At 46.4% G+C, this 18407-nt stretch carries 8 protein-coding genes, 3 pseudogenes and 1 CRISPR repeat array; of the genes and pseudogenes, 8 read left to right on the top strand and 3 right to left on the bottom strand.

All coding sequences use genetic code 11. The features are described from left to right. The first annotated feature begins 1 nt into the window (after nucleotide 1). From ACTID9_RS26295 to ACTID9_RS26260, 8 genes and pseudogenes are all read left to right on the top strand, one after another. The gene (locus tag ACTID9_RS26295; protein ID WP_441068234.1) at nucleotides 2-3280 is read left to right on the top strand and encodes a UvrD-helicase domain-containing protein; all 3279 of its coding nucleotides are present in this window, start codon (nucleotides 2-4) and stop codon (nucleotides 3278-3280) included. A 129-nt stretch (nucleotides 3281-3409) separates the two neighbouring features. Continuing rightward, a complete protein-coding gene (gene cas6, locus ACTID9_RS26290) occupies nucleotides 3410-4381 on the top strand; it encodes a CRISPR system precrRNA processing endoribonuclease RAMP protein Cas6 (protein ID WP_441068232.1) in 972 nt (323 codons plus the stop codon). 381 nt (nucleotides 4382-4762) lie between these two features. After that, a complete protein-coding gene (cas3, locus tag ACTID9_RS26285; RefSeq protein ID WP_441068230.1) occupies nucleotides 4763-7213 on the top strand; it encodes a CRISPR-associated helicase Cas3' in 2451 nt (816 codons plus the stop codon). Further along, the gene (locus ACTID9_RS26280; protein ID WP_441068228.1) at nucleotides 7197-8933 is read left to right on the top strand and encodes a hypothetical protein; all 1737 of its coding nucleotides are present in this window, start codon (nucleotides 7197-7199) and stop codon (nucleotides 8931-8933) included. The genes cas3 and ACTID9_RS26280 overlap by 17 nt, the downstream gene beginning before the upstream one ends. After that, nucleotides 8930-9874 carry a DevR family CRISPR-associated autoregulator gene (locus ACTID9_RS26275; RefSeq protein WP_441068226.1) on the top strand — a complete coding sequence of 315 codons (945 nt, stop codon included), beginning with the start codon at nucleotides 8930-8932 and terminating at the stop codon, nucleotides 9872-9874. The genes ACTID9_RS26280 and ACTID9_RS26275 overlap by 4 nt, the downstream gene beginning before the upstream one ends. Before the next feature lie 100 nt (nucleotides 9875-9974). Next, entirely contained in the window at nucleotides 9975-10568 is a 594-nt protein-coding gene (locus tag ACTID9_RS26270; protein ID WP_441068224.1) for a type I-A CRISPR-associated protein Cas5, read from the top strand. 320 nt (nucleotides 10569-10888) lie between these two features. Beyond that, nucleotides 10889-12777: direct repeats of the CRISPR family, unit length 37 nt; unit sequence GTTACATTACGGACCCGAGGAACGAGGGGACTGAAAC. 30 nt (nucleotides 12778-12807) lie between these two features. Continuing rightward, nucleotides 12808-14162: pseudogene (locus tag ACTID9_RS26265) on the top strand (IS1182 family transposase); the annotation flags it as partial. A gap of 467 nt (nucleotides 14163-14629) precedes the next feature. Next, a complete protein-coding gene (locus ACTID9_RS26260; RefSeq protein ID WP_441068221.1) occupies nucleotides 14630-15229 on the top strand; it encodes a hypothetical protein in 600 nt (199 codons plus the stop codon). 387 nt (nucleotides 15230-15616) lie between these two features. Here ACTID9_RS26260 and ACTID9_RS26255 read toward each other — a convergent pair. The 3 genes and pseudogenes from ACTID9_RS26255 to ACTID9_RS26245 all read right to left on the bottom strand — a co-directional run. Beyond that, a pseudogene (locus tag ACTID9_RS26255) lies at nucleotides 15617-16422 on the bottom strand (IS30 family transposase); the annotation flags it as partial. Between the two features lie 233 nt (nucleotides 16423-16655). Further along, nucleotides 16656-16781: pseudogene (locus tag ACTID9_RS26250) on the bottom strand (IS701 family transposase); the annotation flags it as partial. 645 nt (nucleotides 16782-17426) lie between these two features. Next, entirely contained in the window at nucleotides 17427-18347 is a 921-nt protein-coding gene (locus ACTID9_RS26245) for a transposase (protein WP_441068219.1), read from the bottom strand. Nucleotides 18348-18407: the final 60 nt, after the last annotated feature.

Below are 18407 nucleotides of genomic sequence, written 5' to 3'. Positions count from 1 at the left end.
GATGGAAAGATTAACGGCATCACAACGTCAGGCAGTCGAGGCAAAAGGCTCACGGATTCTGGTTTCAGCGGGGGCAGGATCTGGGAAAACAAGAGTGCTGGTTGAACGAGTACATCACTTGACTTCTCACAGAGGTGTCGCACCGGAACGAATTCTGGCTCTTACGTTCACGGATCAATCTGCAAACGAGATGAAGGCGCGAATAGATCGCAAAATGGGTAACGCTGGGGTTGCTGTCCTGACTTTTCATCGTTTTTGCGGCAGGATCGTCAGAGATAACCCGTTGCTGGCAGACGTGGATCCTGCTTTTACCTTGCTAGATGAGGCAACAGCAAAAGCATATATACGAGAAGTGATCGATCGGGAACTATATCTGACGGATTCCAGTGAACTGATCGAATGGATAGAGGAGTGCGGTGAAAAGACGGCGCTGGAGCTGTTCCATTCTTTTTATGAGTCGTGGCGGGAGAGCCCACTTGACTTGGATGAGCTTCGTGAAAAAACGGAAGTGCGGCTAGCCGCTGAGTTAAAGCAGTGTCGGGAAGAGTTGCAAGTGATCATGGCACAACTGGGAGATCTTTATCATTCCGGTACGATAACTGCATCAGCTACATTGGTACGAATGAAAAAAATGATGATTTCCTGGGAGGATTTTACCCGGTTAGGTGGGTGGCGTTCTTCTCTTAAAGACGAAGGGATATATTTGCAGGCAGAGAGATGCTTGCATGATTTATTTAGTGAAGTGACGAAAAATGTGTCGCGGGAAGCCAAAGCGCATTTTGAGAAGTTGTCGATATGGAAAAAAGATCAGCTTTGGAGAGAATTTCTACTGGACAACGCGGTACGTTTTCGAGAAAGCATCTTTAGCTTGATGAAGCGAGTCGATCAGGCTTATCGGGTATGGAAAGAAGAATACGGATGGTGTGACTTTGCGGATTTGCAGAGGAAAGCATATGGGCTGCTCCACAATCATAGGGAGATATGCGTCAAGTACGGAAGGATGTACGATCATATTTTGGTGGATGAGTTTCAGGATACCAGTCAGATTCAACAGGGAATTCTGGACAAACTAGAAGCAGGAAGTAACCGCTTGGCATCTCTGTTTATGGTAGGGGATGCGAGACAGTCTATTTATCGGTTTCGTGGGGCAGACGTAAGTGGATTTGAGCGAATACGAAAGCAGTTGGGAAAGAACGATTCGTTTGTTTCTTTACGGGAAAATTTCCGCTCATCGCCTTCACTGGTAGCATTCTTCGCTGAAATGACCAAAGGATTGTTTGGAGATGAGGGAACTGCGCCGCCGGGTTTATCGGAAGACGTAAACGCTGGGAACACTGCCATTGAATTAATGATCCCTTCCCCGGACGAAACGGATGATCCGAGAGAAGTGGAAGCACAGTTAATCGCTCAGCGAATTGTGGCATTCGGCCCAGCATTGTGGGGGGATATTGCCATCCTTTTGCAGACCCGAACTCATCTAGCCAGATATCAGCAAGCGCTCGATCATAAAGGGATTCCGTATGTCGTTTACGCAGGGACTGGTTATTGGAAGCAGCAAGAGGTGCAAGACCTCTATCATCTATTACGCACGGTGGAGAATATCGAGGATGATATTTCGTTGCTTGGATTTTTGCGAGGACCGCTTGTTGGACTATCTGAGCATGGGATGTGGAAAATAGCAGAACAAGCAGGACTGAGGCAAGGATTTTTGAATTTCATGGCTCATGAAGACACATGTTGCAGTGGAGAAGATCGAAACCGTTTGCTTGAGGCAAAAAGAATCATATGGAGAGTAAGGAGTTTAATTAATCGTGCGGGGTTAGGAGATTGGCTCCATTCGGTTTTATACGAAGAAGGGATTGCGGAGAAATTGGGTTTTCTGAGCTTTGAGCCTGTGATTGAATTGGCTGATGAATTGGAGCGGCGAGGAGAGTTTCAGTTAGCTGATTTATTACTCTGGTGGCAACGACTTCGAGAAGGGGACGATAAGGAGGAGACGCACCTAAAGGAAGCTGCAAACGGAAAGGTCAGGATCATGACCATCCATGCAGCAAAAGGACTAGAGTTCCCGATTGTAATCGTTCCTGATCTTACCCACCGCTATTCAAAAGGATTAGGCAGGCTGCATTTCAGTCGTGATTGGGGTTTAGCCAATCAGTATTATCATCAGAAAAGCAAAGAGTGGTTGCCAACACTAAGCTATTGTCGGGCTCAGGAAGAAGAGCGACGAGCAATTGCTGAAGAACAAAAACGCTTGCTTTATGTCGCCATAACACGCGCGCAGGAACGGCTGATTTTCTCTGGAGCTGCTGCAGCCTTTACCGACAAGCCTTCTATTGAAGAATGTTCCAACTGGTTTGATTGGTTCCCGTTTCTGGTGCCTGAATTGAGGAAGGGGGTAAGCGAGCAAATCGTGAGGAGACAAAATTGGAGTTTGCTGGTCAAAATAGGAACAGAGCCGAGTCCATTCAAGAAGGAGATGCACAAGACTCACGCGATGGAAAAACTTGTATTCCGAAACCAGGAGAGGCAGTTGAAGAAGGGGAAAAGCTATTTTTCCAATCGAATGTGGAGCGTAACAGAGTGGGTCGAGCTGTTGGCAGATGACCAGAAAAACAAGAAAAGGGAAGGTAACAGCTCATTTCGTGGCCGAGGACAAAATAAATTGGAAGTATATGAATGGGGCCGTGTTTTGCACCGGGTTTTGGAGCACTTGCGAAAGGACCACGATTTGAAACATATACGTGAACATCTTTTTAAAATGGCACTGGCCTCTGTGGGTGTGACGAGTCAGGAAGCCCATGTATTCGCGTGGGGAAAGCTGCAGAATGACATTATTACATTTCTGAATAGTGAGTTGCATACCGAATGCTGTCATGGAAAGTTGGTTTACAGCGAAATGCCGTTTGCTATTCGGTTATTTGAGAATGTTCAGGAAAAGCGGGCTTTGTCGTTGAATGGAGTCATCGACAAAGTGTGGCTAAAGCCAGATGGCAAGGCAACCATCGTAGACTTCAAGACACATCAGTATAAAAATGCTGTACAGCTTAAACGAATTGTTGAAAAATATACGCCACAGCTCCAATTATATTCGTATGCGGTAGAGAAGTGTTTGCATTGGCAAGTGGACCGTGCAGGCTTGTACATGACTGCTACTGGGAATTTTGTGGAGGTACCATGTGACTCTCAGTCGAGAGAAAGACTGTGGGAAAAAATGTACGACCTTTGGAGCAGAATTGAAGGTCCGACAAGAGAAAACGAAAAACGCCTTTTTTCATAATAAAGGCGTTTTTTTACGGTTAGTGCATGGAGGGAAATAAGGAGGGACACCGAATTATCCAATATATGTAAAAGTGAAAATACGCTGATCAATGACCCGTTAAAGGGGACAAGTAGGGAGGACGAAGTATTGTTTGAGGAACTGAGAGTGGCGCAATACCGGTTTACAATAGAGGCGGGGGAGCGGGGGTTGGAACTGCCAGTCTGGAAGGCATCAACCTTTCGAGGGGCGTTTGGTCACGTTTTTAGACGCTTGTCCTGTGTGCATGCGGAGCAAGCTTGCGCCTCCTGTACCGCTTTATCCTATTGTGCTTATCCCTATATTTTTGAAACAAGACCGGATCAGGAAGATGGGTTTATGGGAAAATACGATCAAGTTCCCCGCCCCTATCTTTTCGAGGTGCCACAGGATAAACAGGTGCATTATGAGGCTGGAGATCTGCTGACTTTTGATTTGCGCCTGTTTGGCAAGGCAATTGATTATGCGCCGTTGTTTGTGACGACTTTCAAAAACCTGGGACGAGAAGGGATCGGTACAGGCAGAAAACCGTATCGGCTCCTTCATGTGGAAAACAGAGATGAGTACAGAGGTTGCCACCGTAGAGTGTACATGGATCTGGAGAGCGGGATGGTGCATCAGCCGATTGTCATCACAGGGAAAGAGATTATAGAACGGGAACGTGCTCGGATAGAGGGAGCTGGTGATGCGGGAAAAATGATCATTTTTTTCGAGACGCCCCTGCGATTGAAATGGAAGGGAAAGTATACCGACGATGTACAGTTTCATGTGCTGTTTCGCAACCTCTTGCGCCGTATGACAGGCTTGCTGCAATTTCATCATGATGTAAAGCCTGAGTGGCCGATTCGCGAGCTGGTGGAGCGTGCGGAGAAAGTGAGACTTGTGGATAAACAAGTGAAGTGGCTGGATTATGAGCGATATTCTGCAAGGCAGGATGTCAAGATGATGATGGGGGGAATAGTTGGGTGGGCTGTGTATGAAGGGGAACTTGCGGAGTTTATGCCGTGGCTGAAGGCAGCGGAGCTTATTCACTGTGGGAAGAATACGGCGTTCGATTTGGGACGAGTGAAAGTGTCGTTTTAATTTGCCCCTTATTTTTGGAACTAAATTGGATGTGTTAAAAATCTTTGTATTCTAAAAATAAATCCTCATCACATATAAATTAGGTATGTCTGTGAATGAGGGGAGGAACGGTGGTGAACTTTTTCATTTTTCTAATCATCATTAGACCAGAGAAGACAACACAACGGTTCTGGAAGCGTCATAAGTAAGTAACGCTTCCTGGAGAGGTGATTAGAGGGATCACCTCTCCAAAATATAATATGTGTAGAGAAATTTGAAAATAACCCGTATTTAAACGAGGGGACTGAAACTTATTCTTGGAATCCATGTTGGTTGTGTTTGTAATGAATGACCCGCCAAAAGGGGACAAACGATGCTTCATTACAATAAGGAGGTCCGATCATGCAGAACTTTTTTTCCGAACTCCTCAAAGCCAAGCCAGAAGATAATTCAATCGAACCTCATCCCTACCAGCTTCAAGTAGCAAAACGCCTGTTAGAGGGCCGCAACCTAGTCCTAACCACCCCCACTGGAGCAGGCAAGACGTGGGCAGCTCTTCTCCCTTTTTTGTACGCACGCAAGCAAAAGTTGGAGTTTGCAGATAGAGTTATCTATTGCTTGCCATTACGCACGCTGGCCTCCTCCTTATATGATTCTACAAAGCAAGCGCTCGAAAGAAATGATTTTAAATCAACCTTGAATATCGAAGTTACTCTCCAAATGGGCAACCAGCCAAACGACCCGTTGTTTCAGGGGGATGTCATTTTCACAACCATTGACCAACTGCTCAGCGCCTATATCGGCTTGCCTTTCGGAACGTCAAAGGCAGCGGCCAACATTCCCGCCGGCGCTTTGATCGGCGCGTATGTCGTCATTGATGAATTTCATTTGCTGTCGTATACGGAAGCGTTGCCGACATTTTTGGATATGATGAAGCGACTGCAGCCTTACACGCGTTTTTTACTGATGACGGCTACTTCTCCTGAGCCTGTAGTTTCGGTGCTAGAGAAGCATCTGGATGGGATGAGCGTGAAATTGCAAACAGAGGAATTGAACAAGCTGTCCACGAGAAAGCGCAGCTTGTACTGGCGCGACAAGCGGATGAGCGGACAAGATATTGCGAGCAGGCACCAGGGTGGTCGAACGCTGGTTATCGTCAATGAAGTCAAGCGTGCGCAAAGCTTGTATTTCGAGCTGGCAAGCATCTTGCAACAAGAAGGACGAGCGATAGAGGTACGCGTATTGCATTCGCGAATGTTCCCCACCCATCGCGAGGGTGTAGAGTCGTGGATAATGCAAGCTTTTTCTCAGGAATCGAAAGAAGAAGCTATCCTGATCGCAACGCAGGTGGTAGAAGCAGGGCTAGATATTTCCGCTACGCTTCTGCTGACGGATTTGTGTCCGGCGAATGCGTTTTTGCAACGAGCAGGAAGGTGTGCGCGTTTTGCCGCTCAGGAAGGGACGGTAGAGGTGTACTCGCTAAGAGAGGGAGGTGTCGAGCATTTTCTTCCGTATGTCTCCCGCCAGTATCAAAAGGAAGAAAGCGACGACTACCAGATTATGCTCAGAACGGAGCGGGCGTTAAAGGAGCTTGCACCGGGGACAATCATCACGCATGAATTGGAAAAACAACTGATAGAGACCGTACATGGCGAAATAGACAAGAAACGAATCGCGCTAGTCATGCACGATCTGTTCTTGCGGGAAGATCAAATTACACGGGCTTTGATACGCGGAGATGCAGAGATGGGCGAACTAGTCCGGGCCATCGATAATATTTCCATCATTATTCATCATTTACCTGAAGAAGTGGATTTGCACCGGAAACCAGAAATGGTATCGATGGGACGAAAAGGGCTTTACTTTTTTCTGAACGGCTTGGAATGGACAAAGGAAAAATGGGAGAACCAGCAACTGATTTTGATTCCCCAGTTTCCCGATTCACAGGATATTTCCGCGCGTGTTACATGGAAGCCGATCCAGTCCCCCAAAGAAGTTCTTGCTCATATGACGGTGCTTTTATCGCCAGAGCTGGCGAAGTATCACCCGGTCGTGGGGTTGCAGTTGAAGAAAGAGTCGCAGAACCAGAAACAAACTGACGAGCGGGTGTCGAAATTTTTGGACGACGAGAAAAAGGCGGCGACCCAACGCTTTAGCTACCAACGGGAATCTTATCTGGAGCATGTACAAGACATACGCAGAATAAACCGGGAAGAGAAAGGAAAATATTCACAGTCGACGAATTTCCTTTCCAGAAGGTTTCGAATGACTCCAGATCAGATAGAGGAAATAGCCGATTTGGTGACAGCCTTGCACGACGTGGGAAAACTAGGAGTAGAGGTACAGCGCAAGATGCGTCGCTGGCAGACGGAGTACAAACGGAAAGAAGAGCTGGAATTGCTCGCCCACACTGATTTTGATGGTACGAATCAGGAAGAGCGGGATGCCTATCGGTTAGGGAAATATAAGCCGCCACATCATGCAGTGGAAGGTGCAGTTGCTTTGCAGGAATGGTGTGGAAAGACATTTGACAGAAAAATCGCCGTCCCGATCCTGCTTGCCATCATGCGCCATCACAACGCGTACAGCAAGAAGTCTGACAAAATTGTCTTTTGCAAGGGAGCCAGAGAGCATGTGTTAAAAAGCTTGCATGGATTGCCATATGAGCCAGTTTTGAAGCCGCATTCGATTCAGTATCGCCCGGACGAGCTTGTAAGTTGGTTGCGAAACAATGATGTGCTGGCATTGTACTGGTATTTGTCACGCAGATTGCGACTCGCAGATCGGGCTTCACAACAGTTGAAAAACCGGAAGCAGAACGGAAAGGAGGGGACGGATGACTGTTTATCGTGAGTTTTACATCGGGAAGAGAACAGGAACCTATGCTGATACGCTTGCTGCTGTAGGTTTGACGAAAATGCTCCGAGTCTTGCAAGGAGGTGACAGCTCACTGGTATCTGTTACGGAGCAAAGCAGTCGATTTGGCGTAAAGCTGGCAAAACCTCTCGAGTTGAATGAAGAAGGAGTCTCTATACTGCAGCGGGACCCGCTCTACTATTTTATCGCGACAAAGCCAGGGGAAAATGCTCCTGAAGGGATCGTCCCCTATGATTATGTGGCGAACAAGGCAATCATAGATGCCTATCATGAGGCGCGCAAACGAAAAAAGGGAGGAGAAGAGCAGGAGGAGCTTCCGAATGTGTCATCCAAGTTTTATGTCTATCAGAAAGTTCATATACTGCAAGGAATCAGCGCGAGGAATAAATTGTTGGAGGAAATTGTTTTCGCAAAACAGGAAGAGCTGGCTCAGGCGGTGATTGCGAAACTGGAAGCTCTTGCAAACGGGAAGCTTCCCGGTGAGGTCGCAACCAAATTCAATCCCAAAGTCGCTGCCGTACAAGTATTTAATCCGAGCGTAGGAAAAGGGGTTAACCGCCTGAAAGCAGATGGTGCAGCACGCGGTCCATTGCCGTCTTCGTTTATCGACTGGTTCGAGGAATGGCTGCGTTTTATTGGCTCAGATATCGTCTTGTCTGGAAATTCCATTGGTGACGACATCAAAATGAACGTGGTGGTTCCTGCAAAAGCGAGCTACCGTCATCTAAACGAGTTGGAAGAACTCAAGTTCAGCTATGTGCGTACATCGCGTAAAGCAGACATATTGGCTGTATTTGACCTTGTACTTTTTCTGGTAGGTAAAGCCGATGTTCCTACAGACAGTGAATGGGGCTACAGAGTACATGTTGGCGAGACGCCGAGGGATGTTTTTTCAGCCGTGCAGACTGCCTATTTCAAGTCTTTAGGTTCAGCCAAGCCCATTTCCAATATTGCTAGCATCGGCTTGCCGCAATGGTTTAAGGTGCAGGGCGAAGCGGATATCGTACGATGGGAAACACTTATCAAGGAGCATCGCGATGTGCTGTTTTTGCTGAATGAGGATTTTACGGAAGAAGCAGAGCTCCTCCATCTGTATCGCGATTTTCTCTCTAGCGATGAGTGGCAGTCGTTTCTCCGATTTCTTGGCAGTTATGGCTGCTGGTGTATGAAACGCAGGGAAGCTGATAAACCGGCAAGATCTTTTATGAAAAATCATTTGGAGGAGTTGTTTACATTGAGTCAACCTCGGTTGCCTGTGGTGGAAATCATCAATAACAAAGGCTTTCAAAACATCGCCAAGGCGATTAGACAAGCGACGGTCAGCGAGCAATATGCAAAAGCAAAAGGCAGGCAAATTTTTGAAGTCAAATACGGGCTGTTTCAGGAAATTAAAAGAAAGGCCAAATTTCGCGAGGAGCTGTTAGCGGTCATTAGCGATTTTATAAACGAGTTCAATTATGAAAATGCCAGACGTGAGGAGCAACTACGAGAAGCACCAGGACGTCGGCGCAAACGGGTATCTATGCAAGACCTCCAGGAGTTTGCCGAATTGATGGACCGTTTCCCGAATCAAAAGGAAACAGAAGCGATTGCGATGCTGTTGATTGCCTTTGCCTCGTGTAAAGATGACAAAGGAGCAGATACAGAAGATCAGGAAGTAGAATTGACTTATACTAATGAGGAGGTAGAAATATGAGTATCCCCTTTCAATCTTTGTCAATCTCTGGATTGCTTACTCTCGATATGCATGCGTTGAACAATGAGGGGGCTGAGGGCAATCAGCTTCAGACACGTATGGTTCATATTGTGGATGGAGACGGTGAACCTACAGTCGTCAACGCGATCTCTGGAGATATGCTGAAACATATGCAAGCCGAGCATTTGCATGGACTCGCAGTAGAAAAGGGTTTGGTTTTGTGCGCAGGATGCCAGAAATTTAATGCAAACCGGATCAATGCAGATAGCGATTTTATTCAAACACTCGGAGATAAAAATGCCATCAGTGATACTGTGAAGAAAGTTCTCCAGCATTGCGCCGTGGATGATCTTGAAGGCGTGTTGATTACCCAAGGTGGGCGCTCTACTCCACGTAAGTCTACGGTCGAGTTTGGGTGGATGGTCGGACTCCCGGAAAAAACAAGGACCGAGTCCTATTTTCACGTGAAGTTTGATCCGAATCGCGGACAGGGATCGGGTAGTGAATCTGGAGCCAATCTCGGACAAAACATTTTTTACAGACCTGCAAGCTCAGGGGAGTATGCGGTTGTCATGAATGCGGAATTATCCCGAGTTGGGTTTAATGATGTCGAGCGGGAATATCAAATTTCGATTGAGGATCGCAAGGAAAGAGTAAAGGCGCTGCTCGAGAGTGTTTTGCTCACTTTTATCAAGCCGCTTGGCGCACATAGAAACACGCAATTCCCGCACATTTTGAACTTTACAGGTGTTGTCTCTACCTCTACATCTACTGTGCCGGCTCCGACGGTCAGTCCTTTGAAAAAGCACTTTTCTCAAGAGTTGCTGGGAATACAGGAACAACTAAATCGGTTGTATCCCGAGGCAATTACCACCTACAACTTTTCGTCCCAGGCAGAATTTACAAAGATTATGGTCGACTTGATCGAACAGGTAGGGTAAAGGTATGTGGCTCGTGACTACGTACTCGCCTAACTCCCTTTTTTCCTTGAGGACATCATCGTCGACCAGCTCTGGTGGAAAAACGAATCTGGTCCCGACGATGTATAGTGTAAAAATGGCGTTGCTAGATGCAGCTTTCCGTAAAGGAATCGATGGAAGGGAAGTATTTCCTTGGATTCGCAATCTGGATATACGGTTTGAACCACCTAAGCAAGCCATTGTAAATAACAGCTTCATTAAAATCCAAACGGAGCCAAAGGACAAGAAAGCAGGACCGGCTTTCATCTCCTCTGTAGGGTTTCGCGAGTATGTTTTCTTTGACGGTGAGCTTGCCATAGCGATTCAAACAAAGGAGCTTACCGAACAGCTGGTATTCTTATTGAAGGAGCTGCTTCTCCATTTGCATTACTTGGGGAAACGGGGGAGCTTCTTGCAAGCGACGAATCAAGAAGTGCGACAGGAGCTAGGTGAAAGCTTCAGTTCCTATTTGGGGGAACCGGCGTCATTTAGCGAGTGTGTCGTGATGCAATACCTCGATGACATGGGGCCCAAGGCGACTTTTGAAAGCATCAGCTCTTTTGATGATGCCAGTGCAAAAATGGGACGGGACAGGGTCATGAAAACGGTATTTATTCCGTATCAACAAAAGCGGGCAAGCAGGGATTTTACTTGGTATTCTCGGGAAAAAGGCTGATTCGTGAGTTTAAGGAGAAGGAGGTAAGTTTTTTCTCCTTCTCTTCATAAATGGGAAGGTGGGGTGATTGCAGGAGGAGATGATGAGGGGCTTATAAAAAGAAGGCAAATGCCTTATTATTGTCGTGAGAGTACATAATTATACTCTTGAGAGCGAATACTAATGGCAGACGAGTAAAGCAACTGAGAAAAAACGATTTTCGAGGATTGAGCCTGTTTTTTGACAAAAAGATCATGCTCGAAAATAATAAGGAATGTTGAGCACTTTGACTGCGAGTAAAGCCTTGGCATTGCTGGATTTATTTATGCCGATTGAGGTCGGTTACATTACGGACCCGAGGAACGAGGGGACTGAAACCTGTAGCAAAATGATGGCACGGTGTGTAGGGTTATATAAGTTACATTACGGACCCGAGGAACGAGGGGACTGAAACTCCCGACGCACCGTTTCCCTTGTCGACCGCCTTGCCGTTACATTACGGACCCGAGGAACGAGGGGACTGAAACCCTAGTTGCCAAAGGAGGAAGTTCGGGTGGAGCGTAAGTTACATTACGGACCCGAGGAACGAGGGGACTGAAACCAAAAAACGTACCTTGCTTCTTGTTAATCTCCTTCAGTTACATTACGGACCCGAGGAACGAGGGGACTGAAACTGCTGTATTTAAGCGATTGACTGGATATTCTGGCAGGTTACATTACGGACCCGAGGAACGAGGGGACTGAAACCGCATTGTAGGACCGTACAACATGTGTATTACACACATGTTACATTACGGACCCGAGGAACGAGGGGACTGAAACCAGATTGTATCCATTGGGCTTGCTTCTACCAAAGTAGTTGTTACATTACGGACCCGAGGAACGAGGGGACTGAAACAGCTCGACGTTTTGGCATCACTCATAGGCAAAATTATGTTACATTACGGACCCGAGGAACGAGGGGACTGAAACTATGTGTGGATACTATCCGCGTCACGAGTGCCGGTGCGTTACATTACGGACCCGAGGAACGAGGGGACTGAAACACAAAAATCAAAATTAAGCCAAACGATAGATACCATAGTTACATTACGGACCCGAGGAACGAGGGGACTGAAACTGATCTGTACGAACCGGCGGAAGCGTCGGGCATGCGGAAGTTACATTACGGACCCGAGGAACGAGGGGACTGAAACATCAGCCGCGTGCTGGCGTTCGAGGAGCTTACAACCGTTACATTACGGACCCGAGGAACGAGGGGACTGAAACTCTAAAATCATTGCATTAATAGAATCGGTTTCCATAGTTACATTACGGACCCGAGGAACGAGGGGACTGAAACATACGGCTATGAAGCCGTGGTTGTTCCACGCGGAAGTTGTTACATTACGGACCCGAGGAACGAGGGGACTGAAACAGTTCGTATTGCCGATGTGGTCAATCCTGTTGAATCGTTACATTACGGACCCGAGGAACGAGGGGACTGAAACTTGGGATGCAGTACCGGCAGCCATTGTCGGACAAGGTTACATTACGGACCCGAGGAACGAGGGGACTGAAACTACTGAACTACTTATTTTTTCATGTCTTCTGCGATTCGGTTACATTACGGACCCGAGGAACGAGGGGACTGAAACGGGTAAGCTTAAGTTGGATGACGGCACGTATTGCGGGGTTACATTACGGACCCGAGGAACGAGGGGACTGAAACCTTTGCCTGCGAGCTGGTATTGGGCGGCACGGCTTATGGTTACATTACGGACCCGAGGAACGAGGGGACTGAAACAAGCGCCGACTCGTAGTTCGTCAGGTTCAGATCGTTGTTACATTACGGACCCGAGGAACGAGGGGACTGAAACTCGTATTCGCTCAGTGCTCGAAAATTACCCCTTGGTCGTTACATTACGGACCCGAGGAACGAGGGGACTGAAACCTTGCTGATGGAGAAGCGGCGCCGCAACCAGACGACCGTTACATTACGGACCCGAGGAACGAGGGGACTGAAACTAGGAGTGAAAATAGAATTTTCCAGGTACATGTTCTCAGTTACATTACGGACCCGAGGAACGAGGGGACTGAAACGGAAAAGAGCATCAAAAAACCGGCTGCCTGTAGCGCCGTTACATTACGGACCCGAGGAACGAGGGGACTGAAACAGAGCAAGGAATTGAGTACGACTCGCGCGGCCGACTGGTTACATTACGGACCCGAGGAACGAGGGGACTGAAACAGCTTCCGCAACGTCTTTGCCCACTTTTCCTACTCTTCTCGCCAGATCGCCAAAGCTGCCCGTGAAAACATGATGTTCATGTGGATCACAGGCAGACAACGTCCGGACTTCCGTACCATCAACCGGTTTCGCTCAGACCGGATGAAAACCGTACTCGAGACCGTATTTGCCGCAGTTCTTCATTTCCTGGTCGAAGAGAATTACGTCCAACTGGAGCATTACTTTGTGGACGGTACCAAGATCGAAGCCAATGCGAACCGGTATACGTTTGTTTGGGGAAAAGCGGTCGTCAAGTACAAAGCCAAGCTCCAGGAGAAAGTACGGACCTTGTTCGCCACCATTGAGGAAGCCGAGAAGCAAGAAGAAGGAGAGCACGGGGGCCGGGATCTTCTCGAGTTGGGCGAGTCCTCCACCATCACAGGTGAAAAGCTGGAGCATGCCGGTAAGCAATTGGAGAAGCGCCTGCAGGAGAAGCCAAAAGACAAGTCCCTAAAGAAGGCCGTGCGCATGATCCGCAAAGACCTGCTTCCTCGCCTCCAAAAGCACGAGACACATGAGACGATTTTAGGCAATCGTGTTACAGCAAAACGGACCATGACGCGACATTTATGCGAATGAAAGAAGACCACATGCGAAATGGCCAACTCAAGCCTGGCTACAATGTGCAGATCGGCACCGAAAACCAATTCATAGTCGGCTACAGTGTGCACCAGCGGCCGACCGATACGCGCTGCCTTATCCCTCACCTTGAAAAAGTAAAGTCGCAGGTAGGCAAGCTGCCAAGAAGCGTTATCGCAGATGCGGGGTATGGCGGCGAAGAGAATGATGATTATCTCGAGCAGAACGAAGTCGAAGCTATCGTCAAATACAGCACCCATCACCGCGAAAAAAGCAAGTCATGGCAAAGAGACATCATCAAGATCGACAACTGGACGTATAACAGCGAGCAAGATACGTGGACATGCGCAGCAGGACAAACGCTTCATTTCCGTAGAGAGAGCAAGGAAAAAACGGAAAGTGGATGCGAAATCGTGTACCGTCATTACAGAAGCGCCGGTTGCGAAACCTGTCCGTTAAAACCGCAGTGTACGAAAGCCCAAGGCAATCGCGAAGTCAAAGTCAGCATGAAGTATTTGCGGCTAAAGAGCCAAGCAAGTCGGAAGCTCCGGAGCGAAGAAGGCTATGCCCTGGCAGTGCGGCGCATGATTGAGCCGGAGCCCGTGTTTGGTGCGATGAAGAACAACCGAGGTTTCAAAAGGTTCCTGCTTCGAGACTTACCGAAAGTAAGTCTGAAGGTCGGGTGGCTTTCGCTTGCCCACAATTTGCTGAAGCAAGCAGCCGTGGATGCCAAAAACCAGGGAGCTACGCGTTTACAGTCCGCTTAGCTCCCTGATTTTTCATTATTTTCAACATATCGTGTTGCTGAGGGTGTTCCGAAGTTTACTTTTGGGACACCCTCTTTGTTTTTACAGAAACCGTAACCGTTTTGCAGTGCTCTCCTCATGTGGGTGCTTTTTTTGTTATGTATCAAAGACGATGATTAGATCGTGCAAGTCCGAATCGGACGGAAGGCTCGGTCGCGGAGGAGCGATAGCGACAAAGCGTGTCGGAATCAACCAATGAAAAGCTCTGCGTTGAAATTTCTACTAGCGATTAATCAAGCTTCCGGCTAAATCGATACTAATTGCGTTCTAAGTGTTAAAGGTTTCACCTAGTTAGAAGTTGTATTTCTATCTCATTCGTGCAGATTCAACTAAAAACGGGAACTTGTGTTTGTATTTTGGGTTATCTTACCTTATTATAAAATTATAGGAAATGTACTTATATTCCCGAATAATTGGGGGAGTAAAGGATGAAATACACTATAGAAAGTATCTCTCAACAAATTAGAGACAAGGTGGAGGGAAAATTTCAAATACTTCTGAATAGGTTAGCGGTGGATCTAGCATATGACTTCATTTTCCGTCCCAAATATATAGTTACTCATGAATTTGATTCACCTTGGGACTACTCGGGTACTCTTCTTCGACTAGATGAGGGATTTTCATTAGATGATTACCCTTGTATAGGAGATTTTCTTGAGGAATATACCGGGAATTCAATTGCATCTTATATCAGTGGTTGTGGATTCTTTCATGATACCTATGAAGAAAAATATGAACAGTTGATTTCTGAGTTTATTTTTGATTGCTATAATGAGGTTCTGTCTCATATTGACGTCCAGGTTTTAGTTGATCTACTTTTGAAGAATGGATGTGAAATATCGGAAGATGATAAAACCGACATTATTCAAACGATCATTGATTTTGAGTTGTTTGAAGAGGTGCATTGGTATCATTTGGATCTGTTAGAACGAATTAAGCCGATGAGTTTTAAGCTATTGATTTTTCGTGGCAAAGATGAGGCAATTAAACAATATAATGATAATTTGCTGTCTATGAAAAAGAGATAAGAAGAACTAGACATAAAAAAAGAAATCACAAACAAATTATGGTGCAAAATTCAAAAATTATATCGGATGTACACAGGCGAAGCTTTACAAAAAGTTGAGATAAAGGACTATGCAATGTTTAAAGATTTTTTGGATCATTATGAGATATCGAAAGAGGAAAGAGCACACTTAGCTGATCATATGAGTCAATATTTTTCCCGAAGAGTTTGTTACTATCTGAAAAATACCGAAACATAGTAGTAAACCTAATAAGTGCTTCCATTCCAACTATTATCAATCTGATTATCACCCGCCCACACCAAAAGTGTAATATGGAGCACTGCTCGAAACGTGAGTGGTGTTTTTTTATTTGTCTTCCGTAAAGAGCTTTTTGGGGATGACGGATTGTCAAGCCAAGTGCGACAGAGCTTTTATGAATGATTCGTGAGCTGTCTTCCAGCCCAGACATTCTCTTGGACGGTTGTTCATGAGATGGAATTCTTGAAAACAAGCTCTTCCTCAGAGACCTCCGCAAAGTAAATGGCTAGATCATGTGCTGACTCTAACCGTTCATAGCAGGCAAATTCTTTCCCCCGATCAACGGTGGCGGTTTGAAACGTCCCTTTGGGAAAAGAATCCGCGACCACTCCAAATGCCTTCTCTAAAGAGGATGGGGTGCGATCAGGCATCTTCACGGCAAGATAGAGGCGGGTCTTATGTTCAGCGAACGTAGCGACGCATGCTTTGTTTTTGCCCCGACCTGAAACAACCGTATCCAGCTCCCAGTGACCAAAACTCCGACGTGTTCTTACTTCGTTGGGGCGCTGCGAAATGGACTTGCCTACGTTGAAGCGGCCACGCGTTTCGACAGGACCTCGGCGGTTGCCTTTGTGGCGTAGAACAACAGTATCTCCTTTAACCAGAAGACCTTGATACAGCCAGCGATAGATGGTTTTAAACGAAACCTGCTGTTCGGGGCATTCTTGACTCGTTCGTCCGGCAATCTGCTCGGGAGACAGTTTTGGGCAACTTCCCGGCAATGTATTGCTCCCGTTCGGTTGTCCATTTGCCACGAGAAATCGAGCGTTTACGTCGTTTCTCATAAGCCACATGAGCAGCCTCAGCCTGGTATTCTTCTGCCCGTACCCTCGTTTTAACTCACGAGTAATGGTAGAATGATGCCGTTTGAGTTCTGTAGCAATCGCACGGGTAGATCATCCCAAGCGATGGAGGGGATGGTAGTGTGATTGGGGGATAGCAGGCTAATGCTAATGCAATGACCGCGTTTATCCAGGAGCACATCGGCATACCATACGACCTCTGGCAGACGATCACGAATGGCTTGTATTTGCTGACGGGCTTGCCGATCCGCTATGCTCCCAACCGGATGAATTGTAGCGAGACTGTTGACCGGATGTTCGCCGTTGCCGGGATCAGGCTGACGGCAGCCCCAAACAGGCTTTCCTACCGCATGCGAATGTTGGAAGGTTGCGCCCTGTATTGTGCGCTGAGCCTGTGGCGAAGGGGTGGTTTTCTGGCAGTCAGTATCGTCTAGGAGTACGAAAATGGGTGTATTTGACTGATTCGCTTGATGAAAACGCTTTTCCAAGAATGGTGCTGAGCAATACGTAGAAGAAATGATTCGTTCCAATTGCCGTGTGCAAGGACATGGCTCAAGGTACGCCGATCTCGATGATGGCGACTTTCACGGTGAATATGCCTGTGCATCCTTTGCTACGTATCCCGTCCAGATAGCGAACGATGTGATTCATAACGGGTTTCGAGAAATACAGAGGTAATTTCCAGTCTCGTAAAATGTTGTTCAAATCTTCTTGATGTGCTACCCATAAACGTATGAGACATGCTGGATTTTCCTCTGCGTAGAAGTGGTTGGTGGTACTTCTATTTTTACACAGAGAAAAGCTAACTGTCTCTTTTTCTATACAATTGTAAATTTGTGCTACTGGTTATGAGCACGTACAGGTTTTACCAAGAATGCATACGCATTGAACGTAGCGAACAGTTCTCGCAGAATATTCTCTGTGATAGCTGTTTTTATTTTATAGCAAAAATTTAGTTTTATCGAAAATTTACCTATAAAAATAAATGTATATGAAAATCAAACTATATAACTTAAATGTGGCAAAAAAACAAAGGTTGAACCGTTCGAAATATTGTCACAATTTTTCGGGAGGACTTCCCAGCAGACGATCCGATATCAATTGGAAACCAGCTTATGTGCCGCACTCATATTATTCGTCAGCAGCGTGTATATAAAGAACGCTTTTCTTTGTTCCCTTGTGCTTCCATGCAGTTTATGTTTTAATGCCGACAAACTAAGAAATCCTATCAGATATTTGCTTGATACGCTTCGATACTTCGAACTGGTTTGGGCGAAATGGTTAAGAAACTCACACATCGAACTATTCCATTCTCGTTTTTCTACTGTCTCCCTACCTTCTGATGGACCAAAGAACATTACATCTTTAGGAAGAATGATGTTCGGCAGTCCTGATTTAGGAACATTTGCATGTATTGTTGACTTCTTTTGAACGCGTTGCAAAAATGCTCTCCATAGCTTAGTACGGTTGCGCTTTATCCGGAAAAGGCAGTTGCCCAATCGATCCTTGGCAACTAGTAAATAGACTTGCTTATGATCTATCCGCTCATTTTTTGCATGTTGAATAAAATTGGGTTTGAGATGAGGGGGAATCTCGAACTCCTCCGCTTCAATGATTCCCTGCAGTCGCTCTTGATAAAGTTCCGTAGCGAGCTGCATGAACTTTTTTCTCCAACGGTAAAGAGTTACCTTGCTCAGGCCTAATTCCTTCGACATTTGTCCCAAACTTTCTCCTTTAAGCACCATTTCCATAAAATCAAGCCATTTTTTGGGATGGCGGCTGCGGTGCATGAGAGATTGCGACAAATCATTAACAGTAGTTCCACATTTACACTTATAGCGTTTACGTCCTCGATAATAAGCATGGAACACAAAGGCGTCTTTTCGTTTGCATTTCGGACATTGGAGACCACCATATTGAGCATATGACCGATATTGTTTCCAATTCCTTTGAATATCTGCCCATAAATGTTGATTTTCTGCCACTCTGCGTTCCTCGTCGGGTCTTCGTTGAGTCATTGTTTCCCTCCTCGCTACAATCCCATATTTTTATTCTAGCATGTTCCGATACTCATAAAC

This window comes from Brevibacillus fluminis (genome assembly GCF_052072235.1).
In the GTDB taxonomy this organism is placed as follows: Bacteria; Bacillota; Bacilli; order Brevibacillales; family Brevibacillaceae; genus Brevibacillus_D; species Brevibacillus_D fluminis_A.
This window is presented reverse-complemented; position numbering and strand designations above follow the sequence as displayed.

Excerpts from the sequence above, each read along its gene's own strand:
- ACTID9_RS26295 (WP_441068234.1), top strand. The coding sequence starts at position 2 with ATGGAAAGATTAACGGCATCACAACGTCAGGCAGTCGAGGCAAAAGGC.
- cas3 (WP_441068230.1), top strand. The coding sequence starts at position 4,763 with ATGCAGAACTTTTTTTCCGAACTCCTCAAAGCCAAGCCAGAAGATAAT.
- ACTID9_RS26280 (WP_441068228.1), top strand. The coding sequence starts at position 7,197 with ATGACTGTTTATCGTGAGTTTTACATCGGGAAGAGAACAGGAACCTAT.
- ACTID9_RS26275 (WP_441068226.1), top strand. The coding sequence starts at position 8,930 with ATGAGTATCCCCTTTCAATCTTTGTCAATCTCTGGATTGCTTACTCTC.
- ACTID9_RS26270 (WP_441068224.1), top strand. The coding sequence starts at position 9,975 with ATGTATAGTGTAAAAATGGCGTTGCTAGATGCAGCTTTCCGTAAAGGA.
- ACTID9_RS26260 (WP_441068221.1), top strand. The coding sequence starts at position 14,630 with ATGAAATACACTATAGAAAGTATCTCTCAACAAATTAGAGACAAGGTG.
- ACTID9_RS26245 (WP_441068219.1), bottom strand. The coding sequence starts at position 18,347 with ATGACTCAACGAAGACCCGACGAGGAACGCAGAGTGGCAGAAAATCAA.